At 67.5% G+C, this 25,634-nt stretch carries 21 protein-coding genes and 1 pseudogene; 6 read left to right on the forward strand and 16 right to left on the reverse strand.

What is annotated here, in order from left to right; translation table 11 throughout:
* The 12 genes and pseudogenes from CDN36_RS09135 to CDN36_RS09195 form a co-directional block, all read right to left on the reverse strand.
* Positions 1-182: hypothetical protein (locus CDN36_RS09135; protein WP_287496560.1), on the reverse strand; the 182-nt coding region annotated here is incomplete at its 3' end.
* Between the two features lie 253 nt (positions 183-435).
* Positions 436-1,035 (reverse strand): peroxidase-related enzyme, encoded by a 600-nt coding sequence (locus CDN36_RS09140; protein WP_150557447.1) that lies wholly within the window; start codon positions 1,033-1,035, stop codon positions 436-438.
* Positions 1,032-2,908: pseudogene (locus CDN36_RS09150) on the reverse strand (acyl-CoA thioester hydrolase/BAAT C-terminal domain-containing protein). Before CDN36_RS09150 ends, CDN36_RS09140 begins: the two are co-directional and overlap by 4 nt.
* Before the next feature lie 16 nt (positions 2,909-2,924).
* Positions 2,925-4,493, reverse strand: coding sequence for an ABC transporter substrate-binding protein (locus tag CDN36_RS09155; protein WP_150557450.1), 1,569 nt, complete (start codon positions 4,491-4,493; stop codon positions 2,925-2,927).
* A gap of 60 nt (positions 4,494-4,553) precedes the next feature.
* Positions 4,554-5,552, reverse strand: coding sequence for an ABC transporter ATP-binding protein (locus CDN36_RS09160; protein ID WP_287496662.1), 999 nt, complete (start codon positions 5,550-5,552; stop codon positions 4,554-4,556).
* 86 nt (positions 5,553-5,638) lie between these two features.
* Entirely contained in the window at positions 5,639-6,646 is a 1,008-nt protein-coding gene (locus CDN36_RS09165) for an ABC transporter ATP-binding protein (protein ID WP_370750494.1), read from the reverse strand.
* Positions 6,647-6,654: 8 nt separating this feature from the next.
* On the reverse strand, positions 6,655-7,611 hold the full coding sequence (locus CDN36_RS09170; RefSeq protein ID WP_150557452.1) for an ABC transporter permease: 957 nt from the start codon (positions 7,609-7,611) through the stop codon (positions 6,655-6,657).
* Positions 7,611-8,585, reverse strand: a complete 975-nt coding sequence (locus tag CDN36_RS09175; protein WP_150557453.1) for an ABC transporter permease — start codon at positions 8,583-8,585, stop codon at positions 7,611-7,613. The genes CDN36_RS09170 and CDN36_RS09175 overlap by 1 nt, the downstream gene beginning before the upstream one ends.
* Entirely contained in the window at positions 8,582-10,093 is a 1,512-nt protein-coding gene (locus tag CDN36_RS09180) for an NAD(P)-binding domain-containing protein (RefSeq protein WP_287496563.1), read from the reverse strand. Before CDN36_RS09180 ends, CDN36_RS09175 begins: the two co-directional genes overlap by 4 nt.
* Complete coding sequence (locus tag CDN36_RS09185) at positions 10,090-11,070, reverse strand: LysR family transcriptional regulator (RefSeq protein WP_150557455.1); 981 nt, start codon at positions 11,068-11,070, stop codon at positions 10,090-10,092. The genes CDN36_RS09180 and CDN36_RS09185 overlap by 4 nt, the downstream gene beginning before the upstream one ends.
* Before the next feature lie 401 nt (positions 11,071-11,471).
* On the reverse strand, positions 11,472-13,130 hold the full coding sequence (locus CDN36_RS09190; protein ID WP_287496564.1) for an exonuclease domain-containing protein: 1,659 nt from the start codon (positions 13,128-13,130) through the stop codon (positions 11,472-11,474).
* A 52-nt stretch (positions 13,131-13,182) separates the two neighbouring features.
* Positions 13,183-13,719: a DUF2471 family protein gene (locus tag CDN36_RS09195; protein ID WP_287496565.1), complete on the reverse strand. Its 537-nt coding sequence runs from the start codon at positions 13,717-13,719 to the stop codon at positions 13,183-13,185.
* Positions 13,720-13,886: 167 nt separating this feature from the next.
* Between CDN36_RS09195 and CDN36_RS09200 the strand changes: the two genes are divergently transcribed.
* Entirely contained in the window at positions 13,887-14,606 is a 720-nt protein-coding gene (locus CDN36_RS09200; protein ID WP_150557458.1) for a glutathione S-transferase C-terminal domain-containing protein, read from the forward strand.
* A 106-nt stretch (positions 14,607-14,712) separates the two neighbouring features.
* Here the strand turns inward: CDN36_RS09200 and CDN36_RS09205 are convergent, their stop codons facing one another.
* The gene (locus CDN36_RS09205) at positions 14,713-15,891 is read right to left on the reverse strand and encodes a GGDEF domain-containing protein (RefSeq protein WP_287496566.1); all 1,179 of its coding nucleotides are present in this window, start codon (positions 15,889-15,891) and stop codon (positions 14,713-14,715) included.
* A 306-nt stretch (positions 15,892-16,197) separates the two neighbouring features.
* Here CDN36_RS09205 and CDN36_RS09210 point away from each other — a divergent pair, with 306 nt between their 5' ends.
* Complete coding sequence (locus tag CDN36_RS09210; RefSeq protein ID WP_174966494.1) at positions 16,198-16,623, forward strand: DUF4019 domain-containing protein; 426 nt, start codon at positions 16,198-16,200, stop codon at positions 16,621-16,623.
* A 40-nt stretch (positions 16,624-16,663) separates the two neighbouring features.
* Here CDN36_RS09210 and CDN36_RS09215 read toward each other — a convergent pair whose 3' ends face one another.
* The 3 genes from CDN36_RS09215 to CDN36_RS09225 form a co-directional block, all read right to left on the reverse strand.
* Positions 16,664-17,311, reverse strand: a complete 648-nt coding sequence (locus CDN36_RS09215; protein ID WP_287496567.1) for a GntR family transcriptional regulator — start codon at positions 17,309-17,311, stop codon at positions 16,664-16,666.
* Between the two features lie 614 nt (positions 17,312-17,925).
* On the reverse strand, positions 17,926-18,573 hold the full coding sequence (locus CDN36_RS09220) for a GNAT family N-acetyltransferase (protein ID WP_287496568.1): 648 nt from the start codon (positions 18,571-18,573) through the stop codon (positions 17,926-17,928).
* The gene (locus tag CDN36_RS09225; protein ID WP_287496569.1) at positions 18,570-19,160 is read right to left on the reverse strand and encodes a helix-turn-helix domain-containing protein; all 591 of its coding nucleotides are present in this window, start codon (positions 19,158-19,160) and stop codon (positions 18,570-18,572) included. The genes CDN36_RS09220 and CDN36_RS09225 overlap by 4 nt, the downstream gene beginning before the upstream one ends.
* Before the next feature lie 159 nt (positions 19,161-19,319).
* On the opposite strand from CDN36_RS09225, the gene CDN36_RS09230 reads away from it, so the two are divergent.
* From CDN36_RS09230 to CDN36_RS09245, 4 genes are all read left to right on the forward strand, one after another.
* Positions 19,320-19,823 (forward strand): GNAT family N-acetyltransferase, encoded by a 504-nt coding sequence (locus CDN36_RS09230; protein ID WP_150557464.1) that lies wholly within the window; start codon positions 19,320-19,322, stop codon positions 19,821-19,823.
* 554 nt (positions 19,824-20,377) lie between these two features.
* Entirely contained in the window at positions 20,378-23,395 is a 3,018-nt protein-coding gene (locus CDN36_RS09235; RefSeq protein WP_287496663.1) for a xanthine dehydrogenase family protein molybdopterin-binding subunit, read from the forward strand.
* On the forward strand, positions 23,392-24,186 hold the full coding sequence (locus tag CDN36_RS09240; RefSeq protein ID WP_502920354.1) for a (2Fe-2S)-binding protein: 795 nt from the start codon (positions 23,392-23,394) through the stop codon (positions 24,184-24,186). The genes CDN36_RS09235 and CDN36_RS09240 overlap by 4 nt, the downstream gene beginning before the upstream one ends.
* 149 nt (positions 24,187-24,335) lie before the next feature.
* Entirely contained in the window at positions 24,336-25,619 is a 1,284-nt protein-coding gene (locus CDN36_RS09245) for a c-type cytochrome (RefSeq protein ID WP_502920356.1), read from the forward strand.
* The last annotated feature ends 15 nt before the right edge of the window (positions 25,620-25,634 follow it).

Genomic DNA, 25,634 nt, shown 5'->3' on the forward strand with positions numbered 1-25,634 from the left:
TCCCGAACAGGACCGTGAAACGACTCCACGCCGATGATAGTGCGGATTCCCGTGTGAAAGTAGGTAATCGTCAGGCTCCCCTTAAAAACCCCTTGCCAGTCGCCTGGCAAGGGGTTTTTGCTTTGCAGGCGCGCTTGAGTGTTGCTTTTGCCTGCCTCCGAAAATGAAGCCTCGGTATGCATGGACGACCTCATGCCGGCACGGGCGCAATGCGCTGGGGGGACTTTCGACGTCGCAATCTACGCACTCGCCGAGTGGAGCGCGGCGGCTCGGACCGCGCTTTTGTTTCGACGGCGTCTGTCCGGCAGTCGGGACCTCGAGCTGGCATCCACCGCACGCAGCCGGCATCGGCGTCAATTGCCGCAGACCACCGGCGGCAAACCACCAACCACTAAGCCAGCAAGACACTAAACCGCTAGGCCACTGCCCCCCGTCTCACACCGTAGCCGCCGTGTCCGGAAACACCGGCTCGCCGAGGTTGAGCATGAGCCGGTTGGCCCAGGCGAAGATCGCGATGGAGTGGATCAGGTCGAGGATTTCGGCGTCGGTCAGTCCGACGTCGCGCAGCGCCTGCAGCTGTTCGGCGCGCACGTCGCCCGGTTTCTCCGTCAACGCGATGGAGAACTGCGCGATGGCCTTCTCGCGCGGCGTCGTGCCCGCCGTGCGCGGATCGTCGAACACCTCGCGAATCACGTCATTGCGCTTGGCCAACTGCTCGAAGCGCTGCGCATGCACCGACGCACAATACACGCAGCCATTGATACGTGAGACGACGGTCGTCGACAATTCGCGTTCAGCGCGCGGCATACCGCCCGGCGCGTACATGATGGCGTTGAACGCCGCGGAACGTTGCCGCAGAATCTCGGGCTGATGCACGAGGAAGAGGTAATAATCCGACGTCTTTGCCTTCGGATGACTTTCCTCGAGCACGGCGATCTGCTCGGGCGTAGCGTTCTCGAGCGTTACGACGTCGAGCCACGCATCCCAGTCCAGCGTCTCGTTGGTGAAACCGTGCGAACGGATGATGTCGCTCATGCTGCCGTCTCCTGCGGGGCCAATTGTTTGAGGGTTTGAAGACCTGCGACCAGACGCGTCTGGTACGACAGGAATGCGACCAACTGCGCGAGTGCGACGATGGCCGGCGTCGTGAGCCCCGCCGCGGGCAGCTTGTGCAGCGCTGCCTTGTCGCCTTCCACGGGATTTTCGATCAACGTGCGCGTGAAGGTCAGCATTGCGCGCAGGCGCGCATCCGTCACATCCTCCGGCTGCCCGGCCTCGACGGCGGCGAGTTGCGCGGCGTCGACAGTATGCCTGGCGAGCTCGGCGCGATAGTGTGCGGCGAGCGACGGCGAAGGCGTCAGACGGCTCGCATAGAGCGCAACGAGCAGACGCTCCACGAGCGAGAGCCCTTCGAGCTTCGGATCGAACAGCCCGTCGTAACTGCCCTGCGTGGCGGCGGCGACCTTCTCGCGCGCGTGTCGCAGCGTATGCGTGGCCGATCCGGCAGCCAGGCCGGCGACGCGATCCACAAGATCATTGGCGATGTCGTAGTGGGCGTACTGAGTATTGGCGGTCATGATTGTCCTTGTGATTGAGCGCGTTCGGCCACGGCCCGTGCGAGGAAGGCCAGCACGGCGCGCCACGAACGTTCGTCGGCGATTGCGTTGGCGTCCGGCTGTCCGCCGCCGGTGCTGATCTTGCCGGAGACCGGATGCGCGTAGACGAGCTGCGTCGTCGGCACATACGGAAAGACGATGGCGTGTCCGGCCTTTTCGAAATCGAGATGCTCGACGGCATACGGATGCGAATGCGCCGCCAACCGTTCGGTCACCATTCGCGAATATCGGCTCGAGGGCCACGACCCATCGTCTTCGGCGGAGAGCAGCATGACAGGCCCGCGGATTTTCTCGACGGGGATGCGGGCACGCTCGACGGCCTGTGCATCGTCGAGCGCCGTCAGCATCGCGTTCGTGTGCCGGTGCGGCGGCGGCCCTTCGTCGAACGGCGCCCAGGATGCGGTCCGATTGTTCTCCCAGATGTGCGGCAATGGCTTGCCGTCGAGCAACCACGTCGGCCCTTCTCGGCCGATGGCCGGATCGCAGGCGTTCTGCGCGCTGTGGATCAACGCGCTAGGCACGTAGCCGATCACCGCGCTGACGGCTTCCGGGAAGGTGGCGCCGAGCAGCAGCACCAACTCGCCGCCGCGCGACTGTCCCGAGAGCGCCACGAAATCGTGGGCGGGGCGCACCGTGCGGCGCAGCCAGTCCATGCCCTTCGCGAAGTACTCGAGCGGCGTGTTGGAGATATAGTCGGGCAGGCCCGGTCCTTTGAAGTAGCCGAGCGCGAAGGCCGCGTAGCCATGCGACGCATAGAGCGCGGCGCGCGGCTCGTTGATGCCGCCGCCCGAGCCGTTGAGGATCATGACGGCGGGAAACGGGCCGTCGCCCGGCGGCAGATACAACGTGCCGACGAGCCCGTCTTCGCGCACGTCGCGCCGCGTTACGCCATCGGCGGCGAGGCGTTGCACGAACGACACGCTCGACGGCGCGAGAGCCTCGCCGCCGTCGCCCGCCGCCAGCGCCGTCACCGTGGTGACGAGCGGCCGGGTGACCGGCTGCGCGAACACTTCGCGACTCTTGCCGTCTTCCGGCACCTGCGACCACACGAGCCCCATCGGCGACACGCCCCGATAGCTGCCGCCGATGGGCGCGTCGCGCGTGAGATCGACCACGCCCTGGGCGTCGGCGACGAACGTGGCTTCGGCCTGCCAGAGCACGCCGCCCGCGCGAGGCGTGCTCGCGGCCAGCGTGACGTGCGCGCCCGGCGCGGCGCCTTGCACCACGAGACGGCGCGGCACGTCGATCAGCGCATCGGCAGGCGTCGCCGTGAGAAAGAGCGAAGACGTCATGATTCGGTGCGCCGGCTCACTTGGCGGCCTTGGTCACTTGCATCGCGACGGTGCGATCGCTCGTGAACGGCGTGACCTTCAGGCCCTTACGCGCGGCCCAGATGTTCTGGTAGTGGTACAGCGCGATCACGCCGACGTCGTCCGACACCACCTTCACCGACTGGCGCAGGATCGCTTCGCGCTTGCCCTCGTCGAACTCGGCGGTCGACGCATCGAGCGCCTTGTCCACGGCCGGGTTGCTGTAGTGGCCCCAGTTCGAGGCGCCGAGCCCCTTCTTGGCGTCGACGGTGGCCAGCACGTTCACGAGCGCGTAGCTCGCTTCACCGGTGCCATTGCCCCAGGCGAGCATCGACATGGCGTACTCGTTCTTGTTCGCGCGGCTCGAGTAGACAGCCCAGGGCACCACCTCCACCTGCGTCTTCACGCCGATGCGCGTCCAGAACTGCGCGACTGCCTGCGCCGTTTCCGGGCCCTGCGGATAGCGATCGTTCGGCACGTGCATCGTCAGCTTGAAGCCCTCGGGATAGCCGGCCTCGGCGAGCAGTTTCTTGGCCTGGGCGGCGTCGAACGGAATGTCCTTCACCTCGGGGTTGTAGCCGAACGTGTCCTTCGGCATCCACTGGTTGGCCACACTGGCCGTGCCCTGCATGATGCGCGTGACGATGGCCTCGCGGTTGATGGCGAGCGAGAGCGCGCGGCGCACGCGCACGTCGAGCAGCGGATTCTTGGCGAGCGGCTTGCCGGCGTTGTCGGTGATGTACTGGTTCGAACCCTCGCGGAACGACGGCTGGAGCAGCATCACGCGCAGGCCCGGGTACGGGAACACGGTCACGTTGGGTGACTTCTTCAGGCGAGGGATGTCCGACGCCGAGACCTTGTCGATCACGTCCACGTCACCGGCGAGAAGCGCTGCCGTGCGCGCCGCGGCATTGTTGACGTAGCGGTAGTCGACCTTCTCCCACTCGGACTTGCCGGCCCAATAGTTGTCGTTGCGCACCATCTCGACGCGATCGCCCGGCGTGTACGAAACGTACTTGAACGGGCCGGTGCCGACCATTGCACGCCCGGCGTTGTAGTCGTCGGTGTTCGACTTCTCGCCCACGTGCTTGCTCACGATATGCACCGATGCGAGATTCAGCGGCAGATCGGGATTCGGGATCTTCGTCTTGATGACGAGCGTGAGCGGATCGGGCGCGTTCATCGTGTCGATGGTGCGCAGGTAGCCCGCAAACGTCGCCACGCTGCCCGGCACGTTGCGGGCGCGCTGATACGAATAGATCACGTCGGCAGCGGTGAACGGCTGGCCGTCGTGCCACTTCACGTTCGGGCGCAGCTTGAATTCCCACGTTCTGGCGTCAAGCGCCTTCCACGACACGGCAAGGCCCGGCTGCAGCTTGTTCCACTTGTTCTCGACGAGCAGATCCCAGAAGTGCAGGTCGACCGAGCGGTCGCCCGCATGGTTGTTGAGCTGCGGATCGAGCGAGGACAGCGGGTCGGCAAAGGCGATGCGCAGCGTCTGGGCGGAGGCCGCGGCGCTCGTCGCGAGCAATGCGGCTGCCAGCGAGGACAACAAGAAGCGTTTCATTATCAATCCTGGTCGTTGATGAGTGAAAGAAGGTGCAGACGTCGCGCGTCCGCGGGCATATCAGGCGTCGTTCAGGTGACAGGCGCTCACATGGTTGACGGCCACGCCGCGCAGCGTGGGCGCTTGCGTGCGGCACCGCGGCATGGCATGCGGACATCGCGGGTGGAAGTGGCAACCGCCCGGCGGCGCGATCGGGCTCGGGATCTCGCCGCGAATCGCCGAGAACGTCTTGTGACGCACGTCGATGCGCGGAATCTCGGCGAGCAGCGCCTGCGTGTACGGGTGGTTTGCGCGGCGAAAGACTTCCTCGACCGGCGCGCTCTCCACGATGCGCCCCAGATACATGATCACCACGCGATCGGACAGATGTTCGACCACGCCCAGGTCATGGCTGATGAATACGTAGGTGAGACGCAGTTGCTCGCGCAGGTCCATGAACAGATTGAGAATCTGCGCCTGAATCGACACGTCGAGCGCGGCGACGGCTTCGTCGCACACGAGCAGATCCGGCGCAACGGCCAGCGCCCGCGCAATGCCGATGCGCTGGCGCTGCCCGCCGCTGAACTGATGCGGATACCGGTGGCGCAGCGCCGGATCGAGGCCGGCGCGCTGCAGTTGGGCGCTCACGTAGTCGTCGAAGCCCGCCCGGTCGGTCAGGCCATGCACGAGTGCGCCTTCGCCGACGATGCGGTCGATGCGCAGCCGCGGGTTGAGGCTCGCGTAGGGGTCCTGGAAGATCATCTGGATCTTCAGGCGCGCGTCGCGCCGTTGCTCGGCGGACAGCGATTCGGCCGGACGGCCATGAATCTGGATTTCGCCGGACGACGGCTCGAGCAGTCCGGCGAGCATGCGCCCGAGCGTGGATTTGCCGCATCCCGACTCGCCGACCAGGCCGACGACCTCGCCCGGCTTGACGATCAGATCGACGTTATCGACGGCGCGCACCACGGCCGGCGCACGCACGAGGCCCGCGCGCTCGAGCAGACGTCCGGCAGGGCCCACGCGACGCTCGCCAAAGCGCTTGCTCACGCCGCGCAGCGACACGATCGGTGCCGGCAACGTCGCGCTCGGGCTGTTCGACTTGCCGTGGCCGGCATTCCCAACCTGGCCGGGCTGGCCGTGGCGACTTTGGGACAGCGGCGAATTCATACCATCTCCTTGTGCAGCGCGGCGCCCGGGTGGAAGCACCGCACGAGGCGGCCCGGCGACGTCTGCGTGATCTCGGGCCGCTGCGCGCACGCCGCGCTTGCATACGCGCAGCGCGAGGCGAACGCACAGCCGGCCGGCATGGCGAGCAGGTTCGGCGTCATGCCCGGAATCTGGCGCAGGCGCTGGCCGCGCTTGTTCAGGCTCGGCAAGCTGCCGATGAGGCCGGCCGTATAGGGGTGCTGCGGCGCGTCGAGCACTGCGTCGACGGTGCCTTGCTCGACGATGCGGCCCGCGTACATCACGGCGACCGTGTCGGCCAGACCCGCCACGACCGACAGGTCGTGGGTGATCCAGATGAGCGCCGTGCCGTGCTGACGCGAGAGTTTCTGCACTTCCGAGAGGATCTGCGCCTGGATCGTGACGTCGAGTGCAGTGGTCGGCTCATCCGCGATGATCAGATCCGGGCGATGGAGCATCGCGATGGCAATCGCCACGCGCTGGCGCATGCCGCCCGAGAGTTGATGCGGATACGCGCGCAGGCGCTCGTCCGGACTCGGAATGCCCATCATGCCCAGCGTGTCGCGCGCCAGATCGCGCGCCTGCGACTTCGATACGCGCTGATGCGCACGTACCGCCTCGATCATCTGCATGTCGACGCGCAACACCGGGTTGAGCGTCATCATCGGATCCTGAAAGATCATTGCGATGCGGTTGCCTTGCAGGTGGCGCAACTCCGCGGGCGACAGGCGCGTGAGGTCGCGCCCCTGAAAGAGCACTTCGCCGCCGACGATGCGACCCGGAGCGTCGACCAGCCCCATGATCGAGAAGCCGGTCACGGACTTGCCGGACCCCGACTCGCCGACCAGGCCCATGATGTGGCCGGGCGGCAGCGAGAACGACACGTCGTCGACGGCGGGAAGCGTGCCCGCGCGCGTGATGAACTGGGTGCGCAGATTGCGCACCTCCAGCGTCAGCGCACGCGACGTGGAGGATGGAGAAGACACGGCGCCGCTCATTTTTGCAACCTCGGATTGAACACGTCGCGCAGGCGGTCGCCCACGAGATTGATGGCGACGACCGTGAGCAGCAGCGCAAGGCCGGGATACACGCTGATCCAGTATTCGCCGGAGAGCATCGTCTGATAGCCATTGGCGATGAGCAGTCCCAGCGACGGCTCGGTGATCGGCACGCCCAGGCCGAGGAACGATAGCGTGGCTTCGAGCGTGATGGCGCGCGCGACCTGCAGCGAGCCCACCACGATGAGCGGCGGCAGGCAGTTCGGCAGAATGTGGCCGAGCACGATGCGCCAGTTCGGAATGGCCTGGCAGCGCGCGGCTTCCACATATTCGCGGCGCGACTCCACGAGCGCCTGCCCGCGCGCCGTGCGCGCGAAGTACGCCCATTCGAGCACCACCAGTGTGAGCACCACGTTGCCGATGCCCTTGCCGACGTAGGCGAGGATCATCAGCGCGACGAGAATCGACGGGAACGACAGCAGCAGATCGACGAGGCGCATGATGGACGCGTCGACGCGCCCGCCGGCATACGCCGCCACGAGACCGAGGATCGTGCCGAGGATGCCGGCGATGAGCGCCGAGCCGACACCGACGCCGAGACTGATGCGCAGACCGTAGACGATGCCGGAGAGCAGGTCGCGGCCCTGACCATCGGTGCCGAGCCAGTAGGTGTACGTGGCCGCGCCGTTGGCGGCGAGCGGCGGCAGACGCGCGTCCATCACGTCGAGTTGCATCAGGTCATACGGATTCTGCGGTGTGATCCACGGCGCGGCGAGCGCGGCGGCCACCAGCACCACGAGCAGCACGAGTCCGAGCACGGCGCTCTTCGAGCGCAGGAACTCCCGCATGCCTTGCTGCCAGGGCGACTCGCGGCGCGTCGGGACCGGCTCGGCGACGAAGGCCGCCGCCGGCTGGCCGCCGGGCGAGGAATGAGAGGGCGGATTGAGCGGCATCAGGCGGCGGCCTCCACGCGCACTCGTGGATCGAGCCACTTGTAGAGCACGTCCACGATCAGGTTGAGCGATACGAACAGGCACACCACCACGATGAGATACGCCACGATCACGGGGCGGTCGAGCGAGTTGATGCTGTCGAGAATGAGCTTGCCGGCGCCGGGCCAGGCGAACACGCTTTCGGTGACCACGGCGAAGGCGATGGTCGAGCCGAATTCGATGCCGAGCACGGTGACCAGCGGAATCAGCGTGTTGCGCAGCACGTGCACGAGCACCACGCGCAGCGGCGAGAGCCCCTTGGCGCGCGCGAACTTCACGAAGTCCTGCGGCAGCACTTCGGCGACGCCCGCACGCGTGAGGCGCAGTACCAGCGAAATCTTGAACAGCGCGAGATTGAGCGCGGGCAGGATCAGGTGACGCAGACCATCGGCGGTGAGAAACGACCATTCCACGCCGAACACGCGCACCGTCTCGCCCCGCCCGCTCGCCGGCAGCACGCCCAGGTGCACCGAGAAGAACATGATGAGCATGAGGCCGACCCAGAACGTGGGCAGCGAGAAGCCGACGATGCTGCCCGTCATGAGCAGCTTCGAGATCGGGTTGCGCGGATAGAGACCGGCGAACAGGCCGAGCGGAATGCCGATGAACACCGCGAGCACGAGCGCGGCGAAGGCCAGTTCGAGCGTGGCGGGCAGGCGCTGCAGGATCAGCTCGATGGCCGGCACGTTGTACACGAAACTGTTGCCGAGCTCGCCGCGCAGCGCGCCGCCGACGAAGGACAGGTACTGGCGCCACAACGGCTGGTCGAGGCCGAGCTGCGCGATGATCCGCGCGCGATCGACCTGATCGACGTCCTGTCCGATCAGAATGTCGACCGGATTGCCGATGGCGTGCAGGCCGACGAATACGATGAGCGTCATCAGCCAGACGACGAACACCGCCTGCAGCACGCGACGCAGGATCCACGCGCTCATGCCGTGTGCTCCCTGCCGGCTTCGGCGTCGGCTTCGGCAACGGACGACGGCGATGGCACGGCCGGCGGCGGTGGGGCCGGCGTCCACTCGTCGCCGTAGACTTCGGGCTCGGCGTAGGCTTCCATGTTCGCGTAGTGATGTTCGACGTCCTCGCGATAGAACGTGCCGGCGAGCGCCTGCGCCAGGCGCTTCGCGCCTTCGCTCACGGCCGGAATGTCGCCCGAGAGCGCACCGTGCGAGAGCGTGGCAGGCGCGCAGAAGCAATGGATGCGCTCGAGACCGGGGCAGGTGCCGGGTGTCTTTTCGAGAAACTCGAAGGCCGGGCCGAGGTCCGGGGAGTCGGACAGCTCGACGTCTTCGTCGCCGGCAGGCGGCGTGTAGCGATCGCTCCACTTGCGCACGAATCCGGCGAAAGACGCGAACTCGGGGCGGCCGGCGATATCGATGCGAAAGCCGGTGGCGAACACGAGGAAGTCGAGCACGAAGGTGCCCTTCGCGGTGCGCACGTGCAGGACGTCGCCGAGCGGGGTGACGCCGAGAATCGGCGCGCCGAGATTGAAGCGCGCGTTCTCGTGGCGCGACACGCGCAGCGTGCTGCCGCGCGGCGGCGGGACCTGCTGCACGTTGATGTAGTGACGGATGCGCCACTTCCATTCGTCGGGCAGGTTGACATGGCCATGCGTGAGGCCCGGATTGCCGGCCCCTTTGCCCTTGTTGACGCGCGGAATGTCGGCGCGGCGAATCAGCAGGTCGACGCTGGCCGCGCCGGCTTCGAGCGCCGTCGCGGCGCTGTCCATCGCCGACGCGCCCGCGCCGATCACGCCCACGCGCTTGCCGCGCAGCGTGCCGTAGTCCATGACGTCCGACGAGTGCGCCCAGAAGCGGCGCGGCAAGTCGCGAGCGAAGGCCGGCACGCTCGGCCCGCCGAGACCGTCGCGGCCCGTGGCGAGCACCACGTGGCGCGCGTAGACCGTCTGCTCGCCTTCGGGCGACACGATCGACAGCGCCACAACACCGTCGGCGCCAAGCGGCGTCACGGCCGTCACGCGATGTTCGTTGCGCACGTCGATGGCGAGCACCTCGCGATACCAGCGCAGATAGTCCATCCACTGCAGACGCGGGATCTTGTCGAGCGCCTCCCACGCGTCGAGGCCGAACTGGGCTTCGAACCAGGCGCGGAACGTGAGCGCGGGCAGGCCGAGCGCGGGGCCGGTCAACTGCTTGGGCGAGCGCAGCGTTTCCATGCGCGCGGTCGTGGCCCAGGGACCCTCGAAGCCGCGCGGCGACTGGTCGAAGATCACGGCGCCAACGCCGAGATGCGCAAGCGACGCGGCGGCCGCGAGCCCCGCCATGCCGCCGCCGATGATGGCGACGTCGAGCACGGGCTGGTCGCGGAACGTGCGCTCGGGCACCCAACGCCGGGCGGGCAGTTCGAGCCAGGCGAGGTCCTGGCGCAGACGCGCTTCGAGCGCGCGCAGGCCGGTGGCGGATGTCGGGGACTGGGTCATGACGACGAGGCTTCCTTGGGTGCGGGCAAATCGCCGTAGAGCGACTGCAGGACTTGGGCGTGTTCGGTGGCGGCGCGCCGCGCGAAGTCGGGCAGCAACTGGCGCGCGGCCTCGGCGAGGGCGTCCACGAAGGCGAGGGCGGCGGGCGACGGCTCGCGCGCGTCGCGCGTGATCACGCCGAAGAAAAACGGGATGTGCGCATCGATGGGCCGCACGGCCACGCCGTCGAGCGGCAGTCCGTAGGCCGTCACGGGTTCGAGCACGGCCACGCCGAGGCCGGCGCGCACGGCGCTCATGGCGTTGATCGACGCGTTGGTTTCGATGAGACCCACCGGCGTCACGCCGGCTTGCGAGAAGGCCTGATCGAGACGTCGGCGCAGGCGGTAGGGATTCTGCATGGTGATGATGCGCCGCCCCGCGCATGCGGCGAGCGGTAGGCGGTCGTGTCCGGCGAGCGGATCGTCGCTGCGCACGGCTGCCACACACGCCGATTCGCCGATCCAGTGCACCACGATGCCGCGATGTTCGAGCGGCAGGCTCGTCACGCCGATGTCGGCCGCGCCGGTGAGTACCGCGTGCACGACCTGTTCGGGCGAGGTACTGCGCATCTGGACCTGAGCCGTGTCGTGCGCGAGGCCCGGCCGCGCAAGCGCTGCCGGCACGAGCCCGGCCGCCAGTGCCGACGTGGCGGCCACGTGCAGCGGCCGGCGCTGGCCGCGCGCGATTTCGTCGGCGCGGGCGCGAATCTGCTGCAGTCCGGCCAGCACGTGCTCGACGTCTTCGAACAACAGAAAGCCTTGCTCGGTCGGCGTGACGCGCGGCCCGCTGCGCGCGAACAGGGCGTAGCCGATTTCGGCCTCCAGCTCCTGAATCATGCGTGTGATGGCAGGCTGCGAGCGCCCGAGCAGACGCCCGGCGGCCGTGACGCTACCGGTCGACATGACTGCCGCGAAGGCTTCGAGTTGTCGTAGTTCCATCTGGCTGTCTGTGGCGACGAGGGTGAGTGCGGCGGCCGTGGGGAAGGGCGCCCCGCACGGACGGCAGGTTGGGCGCGCCTACGGCACCCACCCCGCGTGACGCATGCGCCGCCCCTCGACGTCGACGACGCCACGGCGCTGACCCCGCCGACCGCGCTGTATTCGGATTGCGTATTCTTCGACCTTTAGCATGCGTCTTGCAAATACTTAATATTTATATGCTCATGCCTGGGCGTGCAAAGGCGGGTTTTGCCTAGGTGACGGCGGAGAGAAATAAATAGCGGCGAATAGTGTCCAATAGTGCCCAATAGCGCCGAATGGCGGTGGAAAGGGGAGATCGCCCTGCGGGCGTCAATGAGCGTCAATGGGCGCCAATGTGCGTCCATGGGCGTTCATGGAGGTCAACGGGCGTCGAACGGCAGTCGGTACTGGGCGGGATTTTCGGGGCGTGGCGGCCGGCGCCGCAGCAGCGCCGGGTGATGCGGCTTTGCGGGTGTCGCCTCGGGCGGCTCGTCCGGGGTGAGGCGAAACGCGGGACGCGTCAGCCGCCACACGGCGAGCGGTGCGAGGCCGCCCGGCGTGCTTGCCGCGGCGCTGTCCTGTGCGAGCGAGGCGGCAAGGCGCCGTCCGAGCAGGCGATGGATATCTGGGTCGAAACCCGTGACGGCCGGCATGTCGTCGAGAAGTGCATCGAGCGCCGCTTGCGACGTTACGCTGCCCAGGTATTGCCAGCGGTCGATGACGTGATATTCGACCTCCGGGCCGCCGTCAGCCGCGCCGGACGTGCTGCGTTCCTCGATGGCGATGGGGCCCTCGAACGGCCAGGTCTTCAGATGCATCGCGCACAGGGCCTCGCGCATGCGCGAGGTGTGGGCATCGAGCGGCGCCTCGCCGACGCACACGCCGTCGCATCGCTTCACCTGATAGCCGAAGCATGGCCGGCCCGCCGCGACCGTCTCCAGCCCGAGCTGCGCGCAGCACAGCCGATGCTCGTCGGCCAGCGCGCGCAGTGCGCTCTGGGCGCTGTTGCGCGACGTGAACGTGCCGTACAACGTGTCGGCGCTCGCGAAGTCGAGCGTCTTCGCATTGACGAGTTGCGGCGTGTCGTCCTCTGGGCGGAGCTGCCAGCTATAGAGACTCGACGCGCGGCGCAGCCGCCGGTTGTGAACCGGTTTCAGCTGTTTGACCAGTTGCGACTCGAGCAGCAGCGCGCCAAGCTCGCCCGCCGTGCGCCGCGCTTGCACGCGACGGATCTCCTGCGAGATGCGCAGGTCCTTGGCCACCTGGTGATCGCCGGAGAAGTGCGCGCGCACGCGCGCGCGGATATCGACGCTCTTGCCGACGTAGAGCAGCGTGTCGCCCTCGCCATAGAAAAGATACACGCCGGGACCATTGGGCAGTGCGTCGATCGCTTCGTCGGGCAGTTGTGGCGGCTGGCTCGATCGTTTCGTGACGCGCTGCACCGCCTGCCCGATCAGTTCGGGCGAGTAGATCGTGTGCAGTTTCTGCCAGAACTGCCACAGCAGATCGGCATCGGCCAGCGCCCGGTGGCGCCCGAGCGGCGCGAGGCCGAAGCGCGCGATGAGGGCGTCCAGGCCATGCCTGGCGGCCGACGGAAACAGCAGGCGTGACAGACGCACGGTGCATAGCACATCCGCCTGAAAGCGGATGCCCGCGCGCTTGAACTCGTTCTTTAGAAAGCCGTAGTCGAAGCGCGCGTTATGCGCCACGAACAGCTTGCCGTGCAGCCGCTCCGCGAGGCCCTCGGCCAGCGTGGCGAACGATGGCTGCCCACGCACCATGTCGTTCGTGATGCCGGTCAACTGCTGGATGAAGGGAGGAATCGGGGCGCCGGGGTCGAGCAGGGTGCTCCATGGTTCCACGCCGTGCGGCCCGACCTCGACCACGCCGATTTCGGTGACGCGATCGTCGAGCGCATTGCCGCCGGTCGTCTCCAGATCGACGAAAACCATGGGCGCGGGCAGCGAACGCGCGAGCGCGTCAGGGTCGACCGCTTCGGGCGCGGCATTCGTGGGTTCGGATTCGACGGCGTTTTCCATCAACTTGCTGTGTGTTGCTCCCAGACGCCGTAGCGCCCGCGTATCGTGCCGCTCAGGACGCCCGCGCCGTGCACTGCGGGCCGCCGGCAAGCGCGCTGGACGGGGGCGGTGCGGCAGACCCGGCGCGGTGGTGTGCCGCGGCCTCGTCCGCGTGCAGGTCCTCGCCGGCGAACGCGGCGACGATGGCGCGGAACACGGCGGGTGTCGGCGCGTCGGGCCACTGCAGGTCGACCGGCGCGTCGAGCGCCGGCAGTTCGCCGGCGCGGCGCAGGGCCTCGTCGCCGGGAAGACGCAGCACGCTCGCCAGCACCCAGGCTTCGTGCCGGGCGTGCAGGCCGAGATCGGCTTCCGCCTCGTCAGCGATGGCAAGCAGCGTGCGCCAGTCCAGCCCGACGGCCGGCGCACAGGCGCGCGCTGTCTCTGCATGGGCGGGGCCGGAACCGGCGGTGGAGGCGGAGGCATCTCCCGCGAATGTGTCCTGCCCGGTCAGACGGCGACGCTCGTAACGAGCGGCGATCTCGCGCACGATGCCGGCAAGGTCGCGTTCGGCGGCGCTCAGCGCCAGTTGATCCCAGTCGATGATTTCCATAAGACGTTCCTCGATTGGGTAACATGATACTGTATAAATCCACAGTGTGCTTGTCACGTAGCCGGGCCCCCCGTGCGTTGCCTTCGCCCTACGGCGCGCCGCTTCTCGACGCGCAATCGTCCCGTGTAATACTCTGCGCCATTCCCAACGCACAGGAGCTGCCTCCGATGTTGACCCTGTACACCTTCGGCCCCGCCTTCGGCATGCCCGACGCCAGTCCGTTCGTGGTGAAGGCCGAGATGCTGCTCAAGCTGGCCGGGCTGCCCTATCGCACCGACCGCAGCGGATTCCGGCGCGCTCCCAAGGGCAAGTTGCCGTATATCGACGACGGCGGGCAGATCGTGGCCGACTCGACGCTGATCCGGCTGCACATCGAACGCAAGTACGGATTCGATTTCGACGCGGGACTCACGCCCGAGCAACGCGGCGCGGCATGGATGTTCGAAAAGGCGCTGGAGGACCACTTCTACTGGCATGTGGTGCAGGCGCGCTGGTGCGACGACGGGAATTTCGCCAGGGGACCGGCGTCGTTCTTCAAGGCGATTCCCTGGCCGGTGCGCCCCCTCGTACAGACGCTCATTCGCCGCAAGATCCGCGGCACGCTGCATGGGCAGGGCACGTCGCGCTTCACGCCCCAGGAGCAGTCGCAAATCCTCGCGCGCGGCGCACAGGCGGCCGCGGAACTGCTCGGCGACAAACCGTATTTCTTTGGCGACAAGCCATGCGGCGCGGACGCCACGGCCTTCGGTTTCATCGCGAGCGCGGTGTCGCCGCACTTCGAGATGACGCTGCGGCACGAGACCGAAAAGCACGCAAACCTGAGCGCATACGTGCAGCGCATGCGCGCCGAGTTCTTCCCGGACGGCTCGGACGGCTCGGCGAAGTGAGCGCGGTGCCGACACGGGGGCGTGGAGCACCGGGAGGGCCAAGTCGCGTGCGGCGGGCGGCAGACGGCGTGCGGCGCCGTAGCCGGGGCGGCCCGGCGGCGTGGGCTCAGCCCGCCTCGGGGGCCGTTTCGTCGTTGGACAACACGTCGGAGAGCACCAGATTGCGACCCGAGATCTTGGCGGCATACAGCGCGCGATCGGCGCGCATGCACAGCGCTTCCAGGCTCTCGTGCTCGTGCCACGTGGCCACGCCGCCGCTCAGCGTGTAGTGGCAGACGCCGAACGGCCCGGCCACCAGATGGCGGCTCGCCTGAGTGCGCAGACGCTCGGCGATGCGAATCGCTCCCGGGGTATCGGTGCCGGGCAGCAGCACGGCGAATTCCTCTCCGCCCAGACGCCCGAAAACGTCGCCCTCGCGCAGACTGTCGCGCACGAGCTTCACGAACTCGCGCAGGACCGTGTCGCCTCCCGCGTGACCATGTGTGTCGTTGATCTGCTTGAAGTGATCGAGATCGATGACGATGATCGATAGCGGCCAGCCGCGCGCCAGGGCGCGTCCCATTTCCTGGCGCGCCAGCAGGTCGAAGTGCTTGCGCGAGAGCGCCCCCGTCAGATAGTCGCGATTGGCGGCCTCCTCGGCCGTGGCAAGCATGGCGTCGTGAATCATCAGCACAGAGCCCATCGTCATCGCGGGCATCACGATCGTGCCGATGGTCAGCATGACGGCATTGAACGTTGTCGGGGCGAATACCTCGGGCCCGGGAGCGGGCGCCATGCCGAAGATCAGGCCTCGTATCGCATGACCGATGGCGAACGCCGTTGCCAGACCTGCGGTGAGCCAATAGTTGTACGGGTGCCGGCGCGGCGGGATGTGCCGCACGATCAGCACGGCCGTGGCGAGCAGGACCGCTGCGTGGAAAGCGGAGACGACGACGACGCGCGCCTGCGGATTGTGGCTCCCATAGGACCAGAACAGGATGGCGGCCGCAAGCAGGCCCAGCGACGCCCCGAGCGTATGCCATTGCGGCGGCTGCCCGAGAAAGCGTGCGCAGCCCGCGTAATAGAGCAGCAAGCCGCCCGCGAGCGTGACGTTGGCAACGGGAATCGAGAGGAAGTCCGGCACGGTGCCGCGCAGGGCGAAGAGCGGCAGGGCCACGAGCACCGCGACGTTGGCGCCGCACCATTCACGAACGCCCGCCACGCGCGAGCGCAGCAGCGAGCCCACGATCAGCAACATCATGAAGCTGAGCAGTGAGGTGATCGCGAGCAGGGACGTCGTCAACATGATGATGACAGCGGGGGGAGCGGCATGTGTTCGTGCATTGTAATGTACGCCGCATGGCAGCGTTACAGCGTGACACCATGGCAGCGCGAGAAGGCGCTGCACCAGTAGAATGCACGGGTGCGTCCATCCGGTTTCCAGGAGCCTGCGTCAATGCCGTTGTTTCGCTTTTCCCGACATGCTCGCCTTTCCGGCGACTTTCGTTCCTCGCTCGCGTCGCGTTGGCCGCGTTCGCGCTCGTTTTACCCGCGGACGCTCGCATTCGGCGCCGCCGCGTTGGTAATGGCGTTGGCGCACGCACAGGAGCCAATGCAGCGGCGCTCCGCGCAGCCGCCGCTGTTTGCCGCGCCGGCGAGCAATGCCACCGCGCCCGCGACCGATATCAATCGCGACGTGCGCCCGGCCCTCGAGGCGGCGAATCTGTGGCTGGGGCTGGTCGACGTCAATCGCGCGGCACAAAGCTGGCAGCAGGCCGCACCGGTGTTCCAGCGCGCGATTTCTGCCCAGGCGTGGGCCGACAACCTGCAAGTCGCGCGAACGCCGCTGGGCAAGGTCAAGTCGCGCAAAACGAACGACGCCGTCTTCACGCGCACCATTCCCGGCCAACCCGACGGCGAGTATGTGGTGATCCAGTACGACACCGTGTTCGAGCATAAGGCCGAAGCCCACGAAATGGTCACGATGGTCTTCGGCGTGGATGGGCGCTGGCGCGTCGCCGGTTATCTGGTGAGATAGGTTCGCGGCGCCGTCTTCGCGGCCCGGGAAAAGCGCCCGATCAGCGCGCCAGCGCCGGCTCGACGATGGCGCGCGTCGTCTCGACGTGGGCGCGGGCGAGGCGTTCCGCTGCGTCTTCGTCATGCGCACGCAGCGCCGCGAGCAGTTCGCGGTGCTCGTGGTTGGTGGCGACGAGTTGCTCGTCGGAGAACATGACGGGCACGCGCAGCGCCCAGTAATGGAACTGGGTGCGTTCGTGAAACTGGGCGAGCACCACGTTGTCGGCCGCTTTCGCGACCCGTTCGTGGAATTCCGTGTTCAGGCGATTGAGCACCCGCCGCGGGCGGTGGCTCTCGGGCGTCATCTGCTCGATGAGCGCGGCGAGCGCGTCGCAGGCCTGCGGGGTGATCTTGCGCGCGGCCAGGCGCGCGGTCTCCGCTTCGATCGCCGCGCGGCTCTCGAAGATGGCCTGGACCTCGAGATGGTCGACGCCTTGTACCTCCCAGCCGCGATGACGGGCAATGAAGCCCTCGCCCTGCAAAATCAGCAACGCTTCGCGCACGGGCGTGCGGCCCACGTTCAGCAACCGGATCAGTTCATCCTCGATGAGGCGCTGCCCCGGCCTGAATTCCGAGTCGAGAATCATGCTGCGGATTTTCGTCCGGACGTCACCGGTAATCAGGTTGCTGGGCGCTTTCATCTGAGACATGTATTCCATTGGGCGGCGGGCGCGCCGCAGACTTCGGCGAGACGCCGCGTCGGGGCGGGGCTGCCGGCAGCGCTGCGTGCCTGCGCTCCCTGGCCGTCCCCCGGCCGTACTCTGCCGCCCTCTGCCGCCCTCTGCCGCCCGTTGTTCGGTCCGTGTTTGCTCCGTGTTTGCTCCTTCTGCCGCTGCGGATTTTACCGAGTTTCGGTCCGTCGTCCGAAAACCGTCCACGGCGCGTCAGCGTTGGGGCGGCCATGCGCGCGGCGCAAGAATGACGTTCGGTTTCGCGCAACGCTTTCGGTTTCCGAAGTGAGAACTGAGTTATACGATCGTTTGAAGTCGCGGTCGAAGGCCCTGAGCCCCGCCATGTCGGGGTTTGCACTCACTTACTTTGGCTCGTTCGAAAGGTGAGCGCCGCCAGGATAGCGTTGCGGAGGCCGAAACATAGGTGCGAAGAGGGAACCCGGAGGACTGATGACGATATGAAATGTCGGCGTTGCGCGGCCCGCGAATACCCCTCGGACCCGAGGGGTTATGCTGACGCGCCTTGCCTGGCGCTCACGTGCCAGATGTTGCGCCCGGCGCTCGGGGCGAGCCGGGCTCGCGCCCCCCGCGCCTCAGAGGTGCTTGTAGTAGAACGTCGTCGAGCAGAATGCACCGTCGGGCATGAGGGCGTAGTTCGGCACGTCGCCGGCGCGCTGCCAGCCGGCTCGCTGGTAGAGTCGCTCGGCATCGCCGCCGGTGACCGTATCGAGCACGAGCACGTGGCGGCCCTGCGCGCGCGCCACCGCGTCGAGCGCTTGCATCAGCCGCAGCGCCACGCCCTGACGCCGTGCCGAGCGGTGCACGAGCATCTTCGCCACGTCGGCGCGATGCGGCTGGTTCTCCGGCAGATCGAGCACGAGCTGCACGGTGCCGACGATCTCGCCATCGCGCGTCTCATCAAACGTTCCATCGAACGTCCCGTCGGCCGCACCATCGGCCGCACCATCGGCCGCACCATCGGACGCACCATCGGCCGCGGCGCCAGACCGCGCCCCGCAGCCATCGCGCATGCGTCGCGCGACGAGCAATGCGCGCTCGCCGCGCGCAACGCCGTCGGCCACCTTGCGCCAGAACGCGACGGCGCGCTCGCGCGCGAGCGGCAGCATGAAGCTCACCGACGCGCCGCCCTCCACGCAATCGATCAGCACGTCGGCGAGGGCGTCGACGGCGGCGGCGGCCTGCGGCCCATCGAGGCGTTGCACGGCAATGGTAGACGTCATGGGATTCTCCTGGCAGGCATGAACGGCAGCGTCACGAGCCCGACGAGGTAGCGCACGGTCGCCGCTGTGGGGTTGTGATAGCCGATTGGCTGGTCGAGCCGCATGGCGAGGCAGTCGCCGGCCTCGAGCCGCCATGTCGTCTCGGCCAGCGTGATTTCGAGGGTGCCGTCGATTACCCAGATCTGCTGCCACACCTCGTTCTCGCGGGCACCCGTGTCGTATGCCACGCGCTCGCCGGGCGGGAACTGCACTTCCACGAGCTGCATCGGCGAGAACTGCGCCGGCGACAGATTACGCCGCACGTAGCCCGAGCCGGGATCCGTCCATACCGGCTGGTCGGCGCGGCGGGAGACGGGCGAGGGCGGCGCGTCCTCACCCGTCTGCGCGTCGAAGAGCGAAGCGAGCGTGACGTCGAGCGCCGTGGCAAGCCTGTCGAGCACGTTGGCCGTGGGGCTCGTCTGCGCGCGCTCGATGAGCGAAATGCTCGAGCGGCTCACGCCGCTGCGCTCGGCGAGCGTATCGAGAGAGTAGCCGCGCTTGCTGCGCAACTCGCGTACACGGCGGGCGATGCGTTCATTGATGTCCATGTCATCCAGTTTACTGGAAATAAATTTCCAGTAAACTGGAGTTCGCCGATGTCCGCCATGTCGTTGTTCGCTATATTGCTGTGCGCTCCATGGTCGTCCGTTTTGTCGTTGCCCGATGCTATCGTTGCCGCTTTCCCGCCCATTTCACCGAAGATCCCCATGACTGCCCAGCTCATCGTCCGCGATGCCACCGACGCCGACCTTGCCGCCATCCGCGACATCTACAACGAGGCCGTGGAACACACCACTGCCATCTGGAACGACGTGCTCGTCGACATCGAGAACCGACGCGAGTGGCTTGCGGCGCGCGCGAGGCGCGGTTACCCGGTCATCGTTGCCGAGCGCGACGGCGAGGTCCTGGGCTACGCGTCGTTCGGCGACTGGCGCGCGTTCGACGGCTATCGCCACACGGTCGAGCACTCCATTTACGTCGACAGACGCGCGCGTGGCGCCGGCCTCGGCGAGACGCTCATGCGCGAGTTGATCGCCCGTGCGCGCGCCGTCGGCGTGCATGTGATGATCGCGGCCATCGAAGCGCAGAACGCACCGTCGATCCGCCTGCACGAGAAACTTGGCTTTCGCGTGGTCGGCACGTTCGGCGAAGTGGGCACGAAGTTCGGTCGCTGGCTCGATCTGACGTGCATGGAATTGCGCCTCGACTGAGCGAGGGGCACGCACTGCACAAAACTCAGGACTACGCTGTATTGTTTCGGATATAGCGTCATTCCGCATTGGGCATGGCCAACATCACACCACGCGAATATCCGTCGCTCTCGCCCGCCGTGTGGGGCCACCCGCGCAGCGCGCACGCCGCTTTCTCACGCAGTGCGTCATCTCCAACCTTGTCATTCCCATGGTCGGCGTGTAGCCTTGGAACGTCCGGTGTCACTCATGAAGCGTGGTCCCATAGAACTTCACTAGCACGTCACGGCAGGTGAATGTCACGCAGTGTGAACATGCCTCGTGGTCATCGACGTCTCCGACGTCGTGTGACCCCGTGATCGTCGCCAAGCAGTTCGCGGGTCCGCGAGTTCGCGCTTCGTGTTGCTGATACGTCCCCCCAAAACAAGACGGACGGAACGCATATGCCGCGCCTGCCAAGAAAACACTGTCCCGCGGCGGCGGTGTCGAGCGACGACGCTCGCACACTCGCTGCTGCCGAATTCCCCGACTCTCCCCGATCGTCTCCGCAGGCCGAAACGTCCGCCGGGTTGGCGATGTCGCGCCGCGGCTTTCTGAAAGCGTCGGTCGTTGCCGGCATTTCCGTGTACGTCGCGCCAATGGGCAGCCGCGCGTTTGCCGCGCTGTTCGAGGACAAGAACCTCACGCCGGTGGCGTGGGACGCAGCCAAGGGCCAGGCCCGGTTCCGCATCGACGGCACGGCCAAGGTGAGCGGCGCGAAGATCTTCGCGCGCGACATACGCGCGCGCGACATGCCCGGCTGGCCCGCGCAGCAGGCGCACGCCTTCGTGCTGCGCACGACGCTGGCCGACCGGCCGTATCTCGGCTTCGACCTCTCGCGCCTGGACGACGGCCTGCAGCCCGATCGCATCGTGACGGCCGAAGATCTCGCGCGCGACGGTCTCGCGTTCCCCGAGTTCTATGGCGACGACATGTTGCTGCCGGTGGGCAAGACGCCCGCCTATCTCGGCCACGCGGTCGCCATCCTGATCTATCGCGACTTCACGCGTTTTCGCTTCGCCAAGGACCGGCTCAAGTTCCGCGACGAGATCATTCGCTATGGCGACGTGACCGGCCCGCTGGAGCGCGATCCGTGGGGCAGCTTCCGCTACGTGCGCGTGGGCGGCAAGACGCCTTATGACGACGACGTCTATTCCAGCCTCAAGGACGCGCCGATTTTCCCGAGCATGATGCGCAAGCACCTGCCGGTGTGGCCCGACGGCAACGACCATGGCAAGCTCGACGAACAGGGCATGGCGCACGCGGCCAGGATCGGCGAGGCGCTTTCGCATCCGCCGGAGAACTGGCTGGTGATGTCGCGCGAATACAGGACGCAGTCGATCGACACGGCGGCGCTCGAGCCCGACAACGCGAACTGCTGGTACGACGCCGCCACGCAGACCCTGCACATGGTCGTGCCTACGCAGTCGCCGTCCGAAGTCGCGGAGAACGCGGCGACGATGGCTGCGAAGGGGCATTTCCCGGTCAAGCGGCTCATCGTCTATCCGTGCTACACGGTCGGTTACGGCTCGAAGGACCACTACAACATGCCGTACTACGGTCTGGCCGCCGCGATGTATGGCGACGGCCTGCCCGTGCGCCTCGCCAACGACCGCTACGAGCAGTTCCAGACGTCGCTCAAGCGTCACGCATTCACCATGCGCTATCGCATTGGCGTGGACAAGGAAAGCGGGCTGCTGCAGGCCTTTGCCGGCGACATGGAGTGCAACGGCGGCGGTCGCATGAACTTTTCTCCGTCGGTTGCCATGGTCGGCGCGACGGCCGCGCAGTCGATCTACTACTTCCCGCGCAGCGACCTGTCGAGCGTGGCGATCGCGTCGCGCGCCATCGACGCGGGCTCGGCGCGCGGCTACGGCACGCTGCAGTCGATGGCCGCCACCGAGATGATGATCGACGAAATCGCCGCACAGCTCGGCGTGGATCCGATCGATTTTCGCCTCAAGAACGCGCTGCGCTCGGGCATGAAGAATACGCAGGGCGCCATTCCGGCGGGCGCCGTGCGAGTGGACGAAGTGCTCGCGCGTGCCAAGGCGCATCCGCTGTGGACCGGGCGCGACAAGAAGAAGGCCGAATACGAGGCGGCGCACCCGGGGCGTCGCTACGGCGTGGGCTTCGCGTGCGTGCAAAAGGACTTCGGCACGGGCGCCGAGACCTCGTTCGCGCGCGTCGAGATCGACGAGACGGGCAAGATTTCGCTGCACCACACCGGCACCGAGATCGGCACGGGCACGTCGACGTCGCAGGCCGTGGCCGTGGCGAAATGGCTCGGCATGCCGGCCACGGACGTACACGTCGGCATTACCGAATGGCCGGAGTTGCCGGTCGTGACGAGCGGCGATCCGTACCTGATGTCGCAGGCCGATCAGGACAGGCTCGCCGCGAACCCGCGGTGGTCGCCGGGATATGCGTCGCCCTCGAGCGCGACGAATTCGGCGTTCTATTTCACGCACAGCACGCGCGAGGCTGCCCGTCTGCTGTTTCTGCAGGGCCTGTGGCCGGCGGCGCTGTCGATCTGGCGTCGCGGGCTGGGCGGCGGCCAGGCGGCGCCGCTCGTCGTGCGCGCCGAAGACGCGCGCTGGGTCGAGGGCAAGCTCTCCGCCGCCGGGCTGGAGGCGCTGCCGTTGCCGCTGCTGGCAAAGACCGCGCATGAGCTCGGCCTCGCGACGGGCGCGACCGTGCACGTGTTCAACCGCTGGCAGTGGGCCGAGGCCGATTGGGATCTCGGCGACGGGGTGACGCAGCGCCTGCCGGTCGACGGTATCGCGCTGCGCTTCGGCAAGGGCGGTGCGGGCGCCCATGGGAGTGCGGGCGGCAATGGAGAGGGCAGCCCGGACGCCGCCCAGGCGCAGTCGCTGCAGACGCCGCTCGCGCGCGGTGCGCGGCGCAGCGGCAATGCGCCCGCAAAGTCCGCGTCGCCCGCGCTCGCCGCGGCCGCCGCCGGCGGGGCGCAGGGCGCCAGGGGCGCGCCGTCGCCTCACGCCGGAATCGCCGGCATACAGGTGACGGCGCCCACGCCGGGCACCGGCTACCGCGTGTTCGATCGCAAGCGGGTGTACTACCCCCCCGTCCAGCGCAACAATGCGGCGGTCACCTACTACAGCGCCGTGGGCACGCTCGTCGAGCTCTGCGTGCATGAGGCGAGCGGCAAGGTCGAGCTGCTCACGCATCACTCCATCGTCGAGTGCGGCAACCAGATCTCGCCGCAATTGGTGTCGGGGCAGTTGCAGGGCGGTCTCGCGATGGGCATCGGCCACGCGCTGTACGAATACCTGCCGCTCTACGAGGACGGCCCCGGCAATGGCACGTGGAACTTCAACCGTTACCATTTGCCGCGCGCGGTGGATGTTGCGGTGTGGACGCAGACGGGCGAAGTGCTGCCGCCGATCTCCGAAACCGATGTGCCCAAGGGCATTGCCGAAGTGGTGATGATCCCCGTAGTGGGCGCCATCGTGAACGGCCTCGCCCATGCGATCGGCCACCGATTTACAGACTTGCCGGTGACACCGGAGAAGATCCAGGAGGTACTGGCATGACGGACGCAACGAGCGCGCCGCAGGCCGCGTCGGACGCCCGGAGCGCGGCGGCGGGACAGAGCACGAATCCGGCGGGCAATGCCGGCAATAACGGCAATAGCAGCAATAGCGGCCACGCCGCTTCGGCGCCGACCGCGGCAAGCGCCGCGTCGGCGCCGGCGGCCCAACCCATGACGCAGGCGCCGGTCGGGCCGCCTGGCGCGCCAGGCACGCAGGGCTCGCAAGGCCCGGGCGGGAGCAAGAAGCCGTGGGAGACGCTGCCCGTGACGGTCAAGGTGAACGGCGTATCCCATGGCCCCATGGAGGTGCCGGCCGGCATGATGATGATCGACTTCCTGCACGAGACGCTGGGCCTGACCGGCTCGCGCCTGGGCTGCGGGCAGGGCATTTGCCACGCGTGCGTGGTGATCGTCGACCACGCCGACGGCAGCAGCGAAACCGTGCGCACCTGCATCACCGGGGCGAACTATTTCGACGGCAAGACGGTGCGCACCGTCGAAGGCCACGCCACGCGCGACGCCGACGGCAAACTCACGCTCACGCCGATCCAGCAGGCGTTTCTCGATCACTTCAGCTTCCAGTGCGGCTATTGCACGCCGGGCTTCGTGAACGCGGCCACGGTACTGATCGAGCGGCTCAAGCGTGAGCCGGTGGCGCGGGCCGACCTCGAAGCCACGATCACGCAAGGCCTGAACGACCAGATCTGCCGGTGCACCGGCTACGTGCGTTACTACGAAGCCGTGCGCGATGTCATTCTCAAGACGCCCGGTTGCGTGAAGGATGCGAAATGAGAGGGCACGTCATGAACCGACATCGCGCCACCCGGTGGAGCGCACGCGTCGCGAGCCTTGCCGTCGTGCTGCTCGTTGCGGCGTGCAACGACTCGAACGCTCCCAAGCCTCCCGAGCCGGCGCAGCCGCCCAGACCGAAGACGTCGATGATGCCCTCGCTCGTCACGAGCGCGACGGCCGCGCAGGCGCAGGCGTCTCCAGGCGCGTCTGCCGCGGCAGCCACCTCGCCCGCTACGCCCCGCGCATCCGACGCATCCGGCGCATCCGGCGCATCCGGCGCGCCGCCCTCGGGCGCGAAAGCGCCGTCCGAGCTGATCGCGCGCGGCAAGTATCTGGCGCGCGCGGCCGACTGCGCGGCGTGTCACACCAGTGCGGACGGCGCACCGTTCGCGGGCGGCGTGCCGCTCAAGTCGCCATTCGGCACGTTCTATGGCACGAACATCACGCCGGACAAGGACCATGGCATCGGCAAGTGGACGTCCGACGATTTCTATCGTGCCCTGCACGAGGGCGTCGCACCCGACAAGACGCTGTACCCGGCCATGCCGTATACGTCCTACCGGCAGATGACGCGCGCGGACAGCGATGCGATCTACGCCTACCTCATGTCGGTGAGGCCCGCGGCGGTGCCCAACCGCAAGCACGAGCTGTCCTTCCCGTACAACATGCGCTTCGGCATGCGCGCATGGGACTGGCTGTTTCTGAAGGACTCGCTGCCCGACGCCTCGAAGGGCCAGTCGGCCGACTGGCTGCGCGGGCGCTATCTGGCGAACGCGCTGGGCCACTGCGCCGAGTGCCACACGCCGCGCGGCACCTTCGGGCAGCTCGACGGTGCGAAGCCGCTCGGCGGCGCCGCACTCGCCCGTATCGCCGCGCCCGATCTGACACCCGAAGCGCTGGCGGCGCGCGGCTGGACGGTCAAGGACCTGCAGACGTTCTTCGGTACGGGCATCGCACCGCAGGGCTCAGCGTTCGGCGAGATGTACCCTGTCGTGCATCTGAGCACGCAATACCTCACGCCCGATGATCTGCGCGCGCTGTCGACCTACCTGCTCGGCGACGCCCCGCCCGCGCCTTCGCCTCTGCCGCAAAGTCCGGACACGAGCAAGCTCGCCGCGGGCCGCAACCTGTATCTCGCCGTGTGCGCGGGCTGCCACGCGGCGGACGGCACGGGAAAGCCGCACGTTGCGGTATCGATGCTCGGCAACTCGACGGTGCGCCAGAAGGACCCGCGTAACCTGATCGTGGCCATTCTCGACGGCATCGAGCCGCAGAAATTCCCGGGCCTCGAAGCGATGCAGGACATGCCCGGTTTCGACAAGCGCCTCACCGACGCCCAGATCGCGGAATTGAGCAACTACCTGCGAGTGGCCTACGGCGGACAGCCGGGCGACGTGAACTCGGAAATCGTGCGGCAACTGCGGCAGAAGTAAGTCGGCACGACGCCC

This window comes from Pandoraea sp. CB10b_02 (genome assembly GCF_002216225.1).
Lineage (GTDB): Bacteria > Pseudomonadota > Gammaproteobacteria > Burkholderiales > Burkholderiaceae > Pandoraea > Pandoraea nosoerga.

Excerpts from the sequence above, each read along its gene's own strand:
- CDN36_RS09200 (WP_150557458.1), top strand. The coding sequence starts at position 13,887 with ATGTTGACCCTGTACACCTTCGGCCCCGCCTTCGGCATGCCCGACGCC.
- CDN36_RS09210 (WP_174966494.1), top strand. The coding sequence starts at position 16,198 with ATGCAGCGGCGCTCCGCGCAGCCGCCGCTGTTTGCCGCGCCGGCGAGC.
- CDN36_RS09185 (WP_150557455.1), bottom strand. The coding sequence starts at position 11,070 with ATGGAACTACGACAACTCGAAGCCTTCGCGGCAGTCATGTCGACCGGT.
- CDN36_RS09240 (WP_502920354.1), top strand. The coding sequence starts at position 23,392 with ATGACGGACGCAACGAGCGCGCCGCAGGCCGCGTCGGACGCCCGGAGC.
- CDN36_RS09180 (WP_287496563.1), bottom strand. The coding sequence starts at position 10,093 with ATGACCCAGTCCCCGACATCCGCCACCGGCCTGCGCGCGCTCGAAGCG.
- CDN36_RS09220 (WP_287496568.1), bottom strand. The coding sequence starts at position 18,573 with ATGACGTCTACCATTGCCGTGCAACGCCTCGATGGGCCGCAGGCCGCC.
- CDN36_RS09245 (WP_502920356.1), top strand. The coding sequence starts at position 24,336 with ATGCCCTCGCTCGTCACGAGCGCGACGGCCGCGCAGGCGCAGGCGTCT.
- CDN36_RS09140 (WP_150557447.1), bottom strand. The coding sequence starts at position 1,035 with ATGAGCGACATCATCCGTTCGCACGGTTTCACCAACGAGACGCTGGAC.
- CDN36_RS09230 (WP_150557464.1), top strand. The coding sequence starts at position 19,320 with ATGACTGCCCAGCTCATCGTCCGCGATGCCACCGACGCCGACCTTGCC.
- CDN36_RS09155 (WP_150557450.1), bottom strand. The coding sequence starts at position 4,493 with ATGAAACGCTTCTTGTTGTCCTCGCTGGCAGCCGCATTGCTCGCGACG.
- CDN36_RS09225 (WP_287496569.1), bottom strand. The coding sequence starts at position 19,160 with ATGGACATCAATGAACGCATCGCCCGCCGTGTACGCGAGTTGCGCAGC.
- CDN36_RS09175 (WP_150557453.1), bottom strand. The coding sequence starts at position 8,585 with ATGAGCGCGTGGATCCTGCGTCGCGTGCTGCAGGCGGTGTTCGTCGTC.
- CDN36_RS09195 (WP_287496565.1), bottom strand. The coding sequence starts at position 13,719 with ATGGAAATCATCGACTGGGATCAACTGGCGCTGAGCGCCGCCGAACGC.
- CDN36_RS09205 (WP_287496566.1), bottom strand. The coding sequence starts at position 15,891 with ATGTTGACGACGTCCCTGCTCGCGATCACCTCACTGCTCAGCTTCATG.
- CDN36_RS09215 (WP_287496567.1), bottom strand. The coding sequence starts at position 17,311 with ATGTCTCAGATGAAAGCGCCCAGCAACCTGATTACCGGTGACGTCCGG.
- CDN36_RS09235 (WP_287496663.1), top strand. The coding sequence starts at position 20,378 with ATGTCGCGCCGCGGCTTTCTGAAAGCGTCGGTCGTTGCCGGCATTTCC.
- CDN36_RS09190 (WP_287496564.1), bottom strand. The coding sequence starts at position 13,130 with ATGGAAAACGCCGTCGAATCCGAACCCACGAATGCCGCGCCCGAAGCG.
- CDN36_RS09170 (WP_150557452.1), bottom strand. The coding sequence starts at position 7,611 with ATGCCGCTCAATCCGCCCTCTCATTCCTCGCCCGGCGGCCAGCCGGCG.